Origin of the sequence: Clostridium beijerinckii, from assembly GCA_003129525.1 — a bacterium.
Lineage (GTDB): Bacteria > Bacillota > Clostridia > Clostridiales > Clostridiaceae > Clostridium > Clostridium beijerinckii_D.
In genome coordinates this window covers 585,888-598,593 of the sequence record CP029329.1, presented here as the reverse complement: position 1 = coordinate 598,593, position 12,706 = coordinate 585,888, and the positions used below count along the sequence as shown (strand labels likewise).

The following is a 12,706-nucleotide window of genomic DNA, read 5'->3' as shown; positions in this document are numbered from 1 at the left end:
AAATCTTACCTGTTTTTTGTTTTAAGTAAATAGTTTATTGGATATAATATTAATATATAGTTAGTGTAAGTGAGTGTATGCATTATTAGAGTTGGGGAATATTTTTAAATAAAAATAAACATTTATAAAAAGTATTGAAATTGAGGTATAAATGAGTAATATAAAAAAGCATATAAATTATTATGGAAAATCATATATGAAAATTCCTCTGAGGCAGGAGAATAGCAGATGAAGAAACTAATTATGTGGTGACTGTCACCTAAGTGTTATAATAATTATAAGAGTATTTATATTAAATTTTGTTAGGAGGAGCGATTTTGGATATTGAATTAAATAAAGCTATTGAAAATTTAAAAGAAGAATTTAACCCTATAGTAATATATTTATTTGGATCTGCATCCAGAAATGAACTTAGGATAGATAGTGATATTGACATTGCATTTTTGACAGATGAGGATGTGGATCCATATAAATGTTTCATGAAAGCACAGGAATTGGCTGATATTTTTAAAAGAGAAGTCGATCTTATAAATTTAAATACGTCATCCACAGTATTTAAAGCTCAAGTAGTTGGAACAGGGAAAAACATATATTGTAGTGATGATACTAAACGTATGTATTTTGAAATGAGAACTTTTAAGTCTTATGCAATGTTAAATGAAGAACGTGAAGTTATTATAAGCAGAGAACCCAAATCTGTGATTTGGAGTGAATCGCTTACTCAGGGAGCGAATGCGAGTCGAGTTTCCTTGAAAGGTAAGACTATTGAGAGATGTATAAATAGGATTAATGAAGTATATGATAATAATCCTGAAAATTTAAATGATTATACAAAACAAGATTCAATAATTTTAAATATACAAAGGGCATGTGAAGCAGCTATAGATTTAGCTATGCATATTGTATCAGAAAAAAGATTAGGGATACCACAAAACAGTAGAGATTCTTTTGAAGTACTTAATTCTAATAATATAATAGATGATGCATTAAATAAAAAAATGAAATCAATGGTAGTATTTAGGAATGTTGCAGTTCATGATTATAGAACTTTAAATTTAAAGGTTGTACAAGTTATTATTGAAAGCCATTTGAAAGATTTCAATGAATATATTTATCGTATAAATAAGTTATTATAAGCAAATGACACTTTATACCTGAGGGTGACTGTCACCTGAATAGGAGGATGAAAATGAACAATGAACAAATTCAACACTCTGTTAATAAAATAGCTAAATTTCTTGCTGCAAGAGATATTGATAAATTAGATTGCACGGAGCTTGAAAAATCAGCTGAAATTAAAAAGGTAGATATATTGATTTTATTAGGTAATTCTATTCCTTACACTATTAAATGTGCTGTAGAAGCATATAAAAACAACTTGTGTGATAGAATTCTAATTAATGGTGGAATAGGACATTCAACTGCAATACTAAGAGATCAAATAAGAAAAGATGAAAGCTTCAATTGCATTCAAGTGGAAAACAGAGCAGAAGCGGATATATTTTTTGATATTATGACTAAAATTTATAATATTCCAGATCATAAGATTATAGTAGAAAATCAATCTACTAATTGTGGCGATAATGCTCTAAAAGCAATCAATCTATTAAATGAATTACATATTCAATATAATTCTCTCATTTTAATTCAAGATCCTACTATGCAACTTAGAACCTATGCATCATTTCTAAAATACATTGATAATAAGAAAGTAAAGCTCATAAACTACTCTCCATTTATTCCTGTTATTGATAGTAATTTAAAACTAACTAATAAAGATATTGATGGCATTTGGGATGAACAAAGATATTTACAACTTATTATGGGAGAAATACCAAGATTAAAAGATGATGTTAATGGATATGGACCTTGTGGGAAGAATTTTATTGCTCATGTTCATATTCCAGGTGAAATAGAAGAACATTATAATAGGATAAGAGCATTGGTTACTGATAATAATTTACGTGGAAGATGTGGATTTTAGAAATTCGCAAGGACAAGTGCATAAATAAAAAAGTAAGAAGTGACAATAGTCATTTTGTGTTTTGAGTATGAAGCAAAGAAAATACGGTCTTTCAAGTGCAAGCCAAATAAACAAAAAGAAATAAAGGGTACTCTGTTGTGGAATAACGGTCACAACAGAGTACCTTTCTTTTCGGCGATTTCTGTGCATATATATTTAAACATCAAATGTTGTTTCATTTTGTTTAAGATGATACTTTTCTTTCGATTAGCGGTATGGTAGTGATCTTAAAAAAACGACTTAGTATGAATCACTTTACACATGGGTTAACTTCTTTAAAAATTATACTATATTTTACAAATATGAATACTATTTAACACTAAAAGAATAAATTTCACGTGATAACAATAATTTTATTAAAGAAATACGTATAAAAACTACAAAAATATACAAAAATAGTGGACAAGGTCGAAATGACTTGATATAATAATATTTGTAAACCGACAGAAAAATAAAACAAAAGATAAATACAGAAGATAAATCAAGAGGTAAAACTTTAGGAGGAATATAACAAATGATAAAAAGAATGAATAAAGTAACATCACTTTTAGTTGCAGCAGCAGCAGTTGCTTCAATAATACCAGCAACAGGTGTAAGTGCAGCAGATTATAAAAAAATAGATTCACAAGAAGGAACTATATACGAAGCAGTAGCTTATAAAGATGGTAACTTTTATGTTGATGGAAACACTAAAGATGGAGATACAGATGCAGCATATTTATTAAATTCAGGAGACTACACTGAATTAGATAACATTGATTCAGGAGCAAATATTACTGGTACTTATGGAGAGAAATATCTTAATGTAGATTCTGGTGATTACTATGTTGATTTATCAACTGGTACAGTAACAGATGAAGATTTAGCAGAAAACAATAAAGATGATGCTGCAACAGCTTTAAGAAAGAAAGTTAAAGCAGATGCAGAAGACAGATATACTGATTATGCTGCGCTTAAAACTGCAGATGATTTAGAAGAACTTACAGGAGCGAAATTTAGTCAAGATTGGTACAAAACTACATATACAACAAGTGGAGGAGCAACAGTTGTTTATACTGATGCAAAAGGAAATTATATTGATGCAAATTATAATGTAGGAAAAATTAAAGCCGCAACAGCTACTAAATCAGCTACATTAACAAATACAGAAGATACTGAACAAGGAATGAAAGTAGCAGTTTCAGCTATAAATGTAATTGGACAAGATGCAAACAATATTTATAGAACTGCAACAATCACAGTTACAGCTGATGAAGCAATCACTAAAATAAATGGTATTAATGTAACTGTTGCAAATGGAGCATTTACAGGTGCAGGTACTAGTACAGTAAGTTTTGAAGTTATCCAAAAAATATCTAAAGCTCAAGCTTCAGATGATATAGATGGAGCTAAATATGCTAAAACAGTAAATACATATGTAGTTTCAGATGATGCTGGAGTTAAAGAAACTTTACTTGCTAATGCTAAATTTAATATAGTTGATGGAAAAGTTATAGCATACACAGATGGTACTTCAGTAGATGTTCAAACAATAGAATTAAAATCAAGCAATGGATACTATTATACTGATATCACAGATGTAGATTCAGAAGATGCTACAGATGTAGATGTAGATGCTAATGGTAACCTTTGGAGATTAGAAGGTGGATATGTTTACAAATTCGATAATGATGAAGATTGGACAAAAGTATACAAAGTAGACGGAGCTATGGAAAAATTATCTGTTTATGACCAAGACAACATGGTTATATGGAATGAAGAAGATGAAGTTTACTCAGTAATTGCTGATGAAGCAACAACAACTCCAGAAACTCCAGTAGAAACTAAAACTGGATGGGTACAAGCTGCAAATGGAACTTGGACTTATAACAAAGCTGATGGAACTAAAGCTACAGGTTGGATTCAAGATGGATCTTGGTACTACTTAAAAGCTGATGGTGTTATGGCTACAGGTTGGGTTAAAGATGGATCAACTTGGTACTACTTAAATGCATCAGGAGCAATGAAAACTGGTTGGATTCTAGATGGATCAACTTGGTACTTCTTAAACGGATCAGGAGCAATGCAAACTGGTTGGTTAAATGACAATGGAACTTGGTACTACTTAAATGCATCAGGTGCAATGCTTGCTAACACAACAGTTGATGGATACAAATTAAATGCATCAGGAGCTTGGGTTAAGTAGGGAACCAAAATCTGTGATTCAATGATGGTCGCTTACTCTGTGAGTACCCAGTGAGCACATAAGAATCGGTTTCCTCTAAATAAGACTCAAAAAGATGGTGACAGCTACCCAAAAGAAGTGGTAACTGTCACCTAATATATATTGTATAATTTAGTAAAATTGTATTTTAATTTACATACAGGATTAAAATAGTTTTGTAGGAATTATAATTATAGTATAATTTTAAGAAAAACTATTCCAAAAGATTGAATATCATGTTAGAATAAGTTCATGGTTAAGGAAACCACAGCAAAATTATATTTAATAAGACAAAAAAACAAAAGATAAAGCAAGAGATAAAACTTTAGGAGGAATATAACAAATGATAAAAAGAATGAATAAAGTAACATCACTTTTAGTTGCAGCAGCAGCAGTTGCTTCAATAATACCAGCAACAGGTGTAAGTGCAGCAGATTATAAAAAAATAGATTCACAAGAAGGAACTATATACGAAGCAGTAGCTTATAAAGATGGTAACTTTTATGTTGATGGAAACACTAAAGATGGAGATACAGATGCAGCATATTTATTAAATTCAGGAGACTACACTGAATTAGATAACATTGATTCAGGAGCAAATATTACTGGTACTTATGGAGATAAATATCTTAATGTAGATTCTGGTGATTACTATGTCGATTTATCAACTGGTACAGTAACAGATGAAGATTTAGCAGAAGACAATAAAGACGATGCTGCAACAGCATTAAGAAAGAAAATCAAATCAGATGCAGACGACAGATATATTGATTATGCTGCTCTTAAAACTTCAGATGATTTAGAAGAACTTGCAGGAGCGAAATTTAGTCAAGATTGGTACAAAACTACATATACAACAAGTGGAGGAGCAACAGTTGTTTATACTGATGCAAAAGGAAATTATATTGATGCAAATTATAATGTAGGAAAGATTAAAGCTGCAACAGCTGCTAAATCAGCTACATTAACAAATACAGAAGATACTGAAGAAGGAATGAAAGCATCAGTTTCAGCTATAAATGTAATTGGACAAGATGCAAACAATATTTATAGAACTGCAACAATCACAGTTACAGCTGATGAAGTAATAACTAAAATAAATGGTATTGATGTAAATGTTGATAATGGAGCATTTACAGGTGCAGGTACTAGTACAGTAAGTTTTGAAGTTATCCAAAAAATATCTAAAGCTCAAAATTCAGATGATATAGATGGAGCTAAATATGCTAAAACAGTAAACACATATGTAGTTTCAGATGATGCTGGAGTTAAAGAAACTTTACTTGCTAGCGCTAAATTCAATATAGTTGATGGAAAAGTTATAGCATATACAGATGGTACTTCAGTAGATGTTCAAACAATAGAATTAAAATCAAGCAATGGATACTATTATACTGATATCACAGATGTAGATTCAGAAGATGCTACAGATGTAGATGTAGATGCTAATGGTAACATTTGGAGATTAGAAGGCGGATATGTTTACAAATTTGATAATGATGAAGATTGGACAAAAGTATACAAAGTAGACGGAGCTATGGAAAAATTATCTGTTTATGACCAAGACAACATGGTTATATGGAATGAAGAAGATGAAGTTTACTCAGTAATTGCTGATGAAGCAACAACAACTCCAGAAACTCCAGTAGAAACTAAAACTGGATGGGTACAAGCTGCAAACGGAACTTGGACTTATAACAAAGCTGATGGAACTAAAGCTACAGGTTGGATTCAAGATGGATCTTGGTACTACTTAAAAGCTGATGGTGTTATGGCTACAGGTTGGGTTAAAGATGGATCAACTTGGTACTACTTAAATGCATCAGGAGCAATGAAAACTGGTTGGGTTAAAGATGGATCAACTTGGTACTACTTAAATGCATCAGGAGCAATGAAAACTGGTTGGGTAAATGACGGAGGAACTTGGTACTACTTAGCTGGATCAGGAGCAATGCAAACTGGTTGGTTAAATGACAACGGAACTTGGTACTACTTAAATGCATCAGGTGCAATGCTTGCTAACACAACTGTTGATGGATACAAATTAAATGCATCAGGAGCTTGGGTTAAGTAGGGAACCCAAATCTATGATTTGGTGTGAGTCACTTACCCAGTGAGCGCATGCGAATCGGGTTTCCTCTAAGACTCTAAGATATTCAATGACAGTTACCGAGAAATAGTGACTGTCACCTAATAGATATAGTAATGAATTATAAGTCGAGTTTGCTTGCTCTTTCTTGAACTCATAATTTCAATACTAAAAATAAAAAAACTTACTCTTAGTATGTAGCTTTATATAATTAAGAGTAAATATATATAATTTGACTTTTAATATTATTAAATATTAAAAATTTGAAAAGATGGTTTCTACTTTTGTAGGAGCCATCTTTTTTTATTCTTTAGGAATTTATAATTAAATTAAATCTGCGGATAACTTATATAACATACTATTCAAGTAGATTTGTCTAGAACCTAAAGAATAAAAATAAATATATTCGCCTGCCAGATTTTTCTCACATGCGTTCGAAAAGGCAGATGCGTAAAAAAAATCTACGGCTCCACAGTCGCCTGCGATTTTTTTATTTGTTAACAAAAATTCATATAAAATTAAGAATTTTCATGTGAAACCTAAGTTTACAGTAAAGTATTATAATGGTAACATTATTAATACAGAGATAGATATGAAGAGAAGAGGCGAATCATGATTAAAAGCATTAGAAATATAGTTGTAGCAGTAGTTATTATTGGTGTTTTTTCAGCTATAGAACCAAATAGTTTGAATTTAATAACTACAAAAGCTTATGCAGAAGAAAAGCCTTATTTAAAAGATATTTATATAAGTGGAGAGTATGATCTTCATTTTTCGAAAGATGTATATTCTTATATTGTAGATGTTGATAAAGATGAAGACCAAATATTAATTAAAGCTAAACCAAGTGGTAATTCAGATATCGTTAAAATTAATGGTCAAGAAGTAACTAAGGATGATAACTATAGAGAAATAATAACTTTAGATAAAGGTAAAAATAAATTAGAAATAGAAGTTGAAGACAGTAAAACTAAAAGTACAACAGCATATATTGTTTATGTATATAGGGGTGGGGAAAATACTGTTTATTTAAACGATATAAATATGAATGATAGCACTATTGGATTTGATAAAAGCAATAATTTTTATAATATAGAATTAGATCAAGGAACAGATATAGTGGATCTTAAAACAATACCCGAAGTTGGAAATTATTCAATTACTGTTAATGGCAGAAAGTTAGAAGAGACAAATACTATTAAATTAAAATTTAATGGCATAGGAAAATATACCATTAATATAGGTCTTAAAGATGAGGATACTCAAAGGGTGGGAAATTACACTTTAAATATATACTTAGGAATCCCAGTGTCCCCAAATGCTTCAGATTCAATCAATGCCATACTTAAACCTAATCAATGGCTAATAGTAAATGGACGATGGAGATATAATGATTCTCTTGGTAAATATTTAAAGAATACTTGGTTCTATGATAATAAATATAAAAGCTATTTTTATTTTAATAGCAGAGGAAATATGTTAACTGGTTGGATGGAAGATGAGGATAATTATTATTATTTAAATTCTAAAGGTGAGATGCAAACAGGATGGTTAATGTACAAAGGTGATTGGTACTTTTTAAGTAATAATGGAATTATGAAGTCCGGTTGGATTAAATATAATGATAAATGGTATTTTTTAAGAGCAGATGGAAGTATGGTAACTGGATGGATATCTATTGATGATAAGTGGTATTACTTGACTGCAAATGGAAATATGAAAACTGGATGGTTATACTATGATAAGAAATGGTATTACTTAAATTCTCATGGAATTATGGAAACTGGTTGGATGGAATGTGAGGATCAATGGTATTATTTAAATTTTGATGGAAGCATGAAATCTGGAGAATGGATTTTTAGTAAGGAAAATTGGTACTATTTAAATTATGTTGGAAATATGAGGCATGGATGGTTGTATAAAGATGATAAATATTATTATTTTAATGGAGATGGCACGATGAGGACAACCTCTAAAACCATTGATGGATATACTTATGAATTCAATCAAGATGGTTCGGTAAATTTTGGATAATTGAATAACTGCTAAAGATTTTTTAGAAATAGTCGATAATAATCATATTATGTATATATAAATAAAAGCTTATTAATTTAAATATATTATATATGTTGCAATTAAGTTTTTACATTAAAGTACCATTTACTTTTAATATATTAGAATTTTTAATTGTAAAATAATTATTGCAATGTACATATTTAAAATATCGAAATGCTATAAATTCTTACACAATTAAGATGCATAAAAACGGAGGGACATATTAATGAAAGCTAAAAAAATTAATTTTAACAAGATTATTTCCTATTTATTAATTTTTACTGTATTTTTAACAATTGTGCAGATGGGAAGTATAAAGAAAGCAAGTGCAGTTGAAGAAACTCAAGTACAAGGATTAATTTTCCATATAGGAGACTTGACAGGAGCGGAAAAAGTCATTGATAGAGATTCTAAAAATGGATATATATGTGAGTTTCTTCCAATAGGAACTTCATTTACTTTGGAAGCTAAATCTGGATATACTATTGAAAGTGCTACAAGTAGTAATTCAAGTAAAATGACAATTTCAAAAACAGGAACTACAAACGGATTCAATTATGTAGTTTCATCAATAAGTGATTATAGTGATTTTACACTTACAGTTACTATGAAAGATAGTGCAGGGAAGTCAGTATCTTATCCAATAAAAATTAGATTTGAATCAGATTCATCTCTTGAATTTGGAACTTTGAAAGTTACTTTAGATAGTCAAAGTCCTATTGATTTTACATATACACAAACAGATGATAATGGAAATTATACAATTCCAGATGTAGCATCATCTGTAAAGACTGCTAAAGTTGAATTGCTTGACAGCAGTGGTACACCAATGACTTATACTGTTAATGGTGGAAGTAGTAATGTTGTAAACTTAGTTGGTGGAAATAATGTTATAAACATAACTAGAACTTATCTTAATACATCTAAACAATACAAATTGATAATAACTAAAAAAGGTGAGGCAAAGTTAAAAACATTAGTGCCATCAACTGGTACTTTATCACCAACTTTTAATTCTGATACTTATGATTATTCAATTACAGTACCAACTACCCAATCAACAATTGCATTTACTCCAACTACTGTAGATAATGCGTCTACTATTAAAGTTGAAGGGGTTAAGGTAAGTAGTGGAAATAAGAGTCAAAATATAAAATTAGACGAAGGTGAAAATGAAGTTGAAATTGTACTTACAACTATAGATGGGGATACAAGTACATATACTGTTAATGTAACACGTACAGAATTATTTAGAAGTGCTCAACTTACAGGACTAACATTAACATCAGGAACACTTACTCCAGCATTTAACAAAGGCATATATGAATATACTTCAACTGTAGATAATACTGTTAATTCAATAGGTGTAAAACCAGTAGCTGAAGATATTAATGCAACTATCACAGTTAATGGTAAGAGTGTGCCAAGTGGTGCAACTTCACCTTACATAAGTTTAGATGAAGGTGGAAATGTTATAAATGTAAAAGTCAAAGATACTAAAGGGAATAGTAATACTTATATATTAAATGTTACAAGAAGATATTCGAAAGATAATGTCAATTTGAGTAGCCTTTCTGTAACTGATGGAACTATGTCTCCTAAATTTGATCCGGAAACTTATCTTTATAGTGTTAAGGTAGCTAGAAACATTGAAAAGGTAAGAGTACTATTTTCGGCACAAAATGATAAAACTAAGATCATAGTAAATGGTAAAGAATACACAAATGGACAATCAGATTATATAAAGCTTGAGATAGGTGCAAATCTTGTCGTGGTAGAAGTTACTGCTGAAGATGGAAAAACGACAACTACTTATAAGCTAAGTATAATTAGAGGCGATATAGAAGGAACTAACCAATGGGTACTTGTTGCAGGAGAATGGACATTCTATAATGGTGCAGGCATTCAAATTAAAAATCAATGGGTTAAATATGATAACCAATGGTACTTTTTAGATATAAATGGACATATGCAATATGGTTGGTTACAAGAAAGTGGAAACTGGTATTACTTAAACAAAGATGGTATCATGCAAACAGGTTGGTTTTATGATAAAGGATATTGGTATTACCTTCAAGGCGATGGTTCTATGAGAGTAAATACTTGGGCAACTTATGATGCAAAGTGGTATTTCTTCAATAATCTTGGAGAAATGCAAACAGGTTGGACTTTCTATGGAGGACACTGGTATTACATGGATGAACATGGTGTAATGCAAAAGGGGTGGATAACTTATGATAAGAATAAGTATTATTTAAATGATGATGGTACTTTGAAAAATGGTTGGTTATATAGTGGAAAGACATGGTCTTATATAGACAGTAATGGGAAAATGGTAAGAGGTTGGCAAACAATAAATGGCAAGAAATATTATTTTGATGCAAATGGAGTCATGAAAACAGGAATGATGTTCCTTGATGGCCAATGGATAAATTTAAATAACGCTTAAGTTATGAAATTATACTTATGCGTATAATTCCGCCGAAATGAAGGTTATGCATTTGTTAAGGTTACGTGAGGATTTAGCTGTGAGAAAAATGAAAATTGACTCACATACTAAAGAAATATCTACAGCTGAATCCGAACTAGTAACACTTACACGAAAGCATAACCTTCATTTTTTTTAAGAATACGTTGACAATATTTGTTGAATACAGGAAAAAATAGTGATATTATTAATACTAGAAATGTGTGTTAATCATCTATGTAATGTTTCATTTGGGTTTAAATATATTTTACATTAACTATTATTATGTTTTTGAAAGCACATGACGATTATATTTTATTGTAATTACAAATTGGTATTAGAAGGCAGAATAAGGGGGAAATTGAAATGAATAAAGAGAAAAAAAATGTGTCGCTAAAGACTAAACTAATAATGTCATATACTATTATGTGTTTACTAGTATTCATATCTGGAGTTATAAATTTTAAACAAATTAATGATATAAAAAATGGATTAGCGACTGGAACTACATTAGCAAAAGATATTACAACAATAACAATACTAAGTGGTATAAGTTTAATAATTGCTGTTATTGCAACAATTTACATGTATAGAAATATAATTTTAAGATTAAATGTTATTAAAGACTTTGCTATAAGATTAGCTAAATATGATTTTACAAAAGACATTAAAATTACTAAAAATGATGAACTTGGAAATATAGCAAATGAATTAAATATTTCTCAGAAGAATATCAGAGAGCTTATTTCTACAATACTTAATGAATCTTGCAATATAGGTTCATTAAGTGAAGAACTTTCAGCAAGTGCAGAAGAAGTATCAGCTAAGCTTGACCAAGTTGATAATTCATCAAAAAATATAGCTATGACAATGACTGAAACAAGTGCTACAGCACAGGAGATTGCAGCATCTATTGAAGAAGTTAATTCAAGTATGGAAAGTCTAGCAGCAAAAGCATCTGAAGGAAGTACAAATGCTGAAAAGATTAAGAGAAGAGCTGAACAAGTAAAAAAAGACAGTAAAATCGCAATAGAAAACACAGTAAAAGTTCGTGAACAAAAGGAAACAAATATAATAAATGCTATTGAAGATGCTAAAGTTGTTCAAGAAGTAAAAGTCATGGCAGATATAATAGCTGGAATTGCAGAACAAACTAATCTATTAGCTCTAAATGCAGCCATTGAAGCAGCGAGAGCAGGAGATTCAGGTAAAGGTTTTGCAGTTGTTGCAGAGGAAGTTAGAAAACTTGCAGAGGAATCATCACAAACAGTTATAACTATTCAAAATACAATATCTAAGATAAACGAGGCAGTTAAAAACCTTGCTGAAAATAGCAATGATATACTTAATTTTATGTCAACAGATATTGATAAACAATTACAAGATTATGCTAAAATTGGAGAGAAGTATAGCAATGATGGTGACTTTATAAGCTCCATGTCAGAAGAGTTAGTTGCAATGGCACAAGAGGTTGAAGCTACGGTTGAAGAAATAACTAAGGCTCTTCAAACTACAGCATCGGATGTGCAAAAAGCATCTCTTAATAGTGAAGAAATACAAAGCGAAATAGATGCAAGTTCTTCATCTATGGATCAAGTAGCAAGTGCAGCAACAGAACAAGCGACAATAGCAATGAATTTAACTGAATTAGTACAAAGATTCAAATTATAAAATTAAAAGCAATACAATTGACCATTACTTCTAACCATAAAACTAATTTTGATATAATTAGTTTTATGGTTATTTTAAGTTTACATATTACTTATCATTGATTGTTGACAATTTAGCTAAGTGTATATAAATAAAATCTATAAACAATATATTCTTCATTAAGTATTAAATATTTACAGTTTGTAAGGAGACATTATT

The 12,706-nt window shown here is 30.1% G+C and carries 7 protein-coding genes; all 7 read left to right on the top strand.

What is annotated here, in order from left to right; translation table 11 throughout:
* The first annotated feature begins 650 nt into the window (after window positions 1–650).
* The 7 genes from DIC82_02375 (at window position 651) to DIC82_02345 (ending at window position 12,508) form a co-directional block, all read left to right on the top strand.
* Entirely contained in the window at window positions 651–1,136 is a 486-nt protein-coding gene (locus tag DIC82_02375; GenBank protein ID AWK53017.1) for a hypothetical protein, read from the top strand.
* Between the two features lie 53 nt (window positions 1,137–1,189).
* Window positions 1,190–1,984: a YdcF family protein gene (locus tag DIC82_02370; GenBank protein AWK50006.1), complete on the top strand. Its 795-nt coding sequence runs from the start codon at window positions 1,190–1,192 to the stop codon at window positions 1,982–1,984.
* A gap of 553 nt (window positions 1,985–2,537) precedes the next feature.
* Window positions 2,538–4,208, top strand: coding sequence for a cell wall-binding protein (locus DIC82_02365; protein AWK50005.1), 1,671 nt, complete (start codon window positions 2,538–2,540; stop codon window positions 4,206–4,208).
* A 361-nt stretch (window positions 4,209–4,569) separates the two neighbouring features.
* Window positions 4,570–6,300: a cell wall-binding protein gene (locus tag DIC82_02360; protein AWK50004.1), complete on the top strand. Its 1,731-nt coding sequence runs from the start codon at window positions 4,570–4,572 to the stop codon at window positions 6,298–6,300.
* Window positions 6,301–6,927: 627 nt separating this feature from the next.
* The gene (locus DIC82_02355) at window positions 6,928–8,349 is read left to right on the top strand and encodes a cell wall-binding protein (protein ID AWK50003.1); all 1,422 of its coding nucleotides are present in this window, start codon (window positions 6,928–6,930) and stop codon (window positions 8,347–8,349) included.
* Window positions 8,350–8,596: 247 nt separating this feature from the next.
* Window positions 8,597–10,819: a cell wall-binding protein gene (locus DIC82_02350; protein ID AWK50002.1), complete on the top strand. Its 2,223-nt coding sequence runs from the start codon at window positions 8,597–8,599 to the stop codon at window positions 10,817–10,819.
* Window positions 10,820–11,203: 384 nt separating this feature from the next.
* On the top strand, window positions 11,204–12,508 hold the full coding sequence (locus DIC82_02345) for a methyl-accepting chemotaxis protein (GenBank protein ID AWK50001.1): 1,305 nt from the start codon (window positions 11,204–11,206) through the stop codon (window positions 12,506–12,508).
* Window positions 12,509–12,706 lie beyond the last annotated feature (198 nt).

Excerpts from the sequence above, each read along its gene's own strand:
- DIC82_02355 (AWK50003.1), top strand. The coding sequence starts at position 6,928 with ATGATTAAAAGCATTAGAAATATAGTTGTAGCAGTAGTTATTATTGGT.
- DIC82_02345 (AWK50001.1), top strand. The coding sequence starts at position 11,204 with ATGAATAAAGAGAAAAAAAATGTGTCGCTAAAGACTAAACTAATAATG.
- DIC82_02360 (AWK50004.1), top strand. The coding sequence starts at position 4,570 with ATGATAAAAAGAATGAATAAAGTAACATCACTTTTAGTTGCAGCAGCA.
- DIC82_02365 (AWK50005.1), top strand. The coding sequence starts at position 2,538 with ATGATAAAAAGAATGAATAAAGTAACATCACTTTTAGTTGCAGCAGCA.
- DIC82_02375 (AWK53017.1), top strand. The coding sequence starts at position 651 with ATGTTAAATGAAGAACGTGAAGTTATTATAAGCAGAGAACCCAAATCT.
- DIC82_02370 (AWK50006.1), top strand. The coding sequence starts at position 1,190 with ATGAACAATGAACAAATTCAACACTCTGTTAATAAAATAGCTAAATTT.
- DIC82_02350 (AWK50002.1), top strand. The coding sequence starts at position 8,597 with ATGAAAGCTAAAAAAATTAATTTTAACAAGATTATTTCCTATTTATTA.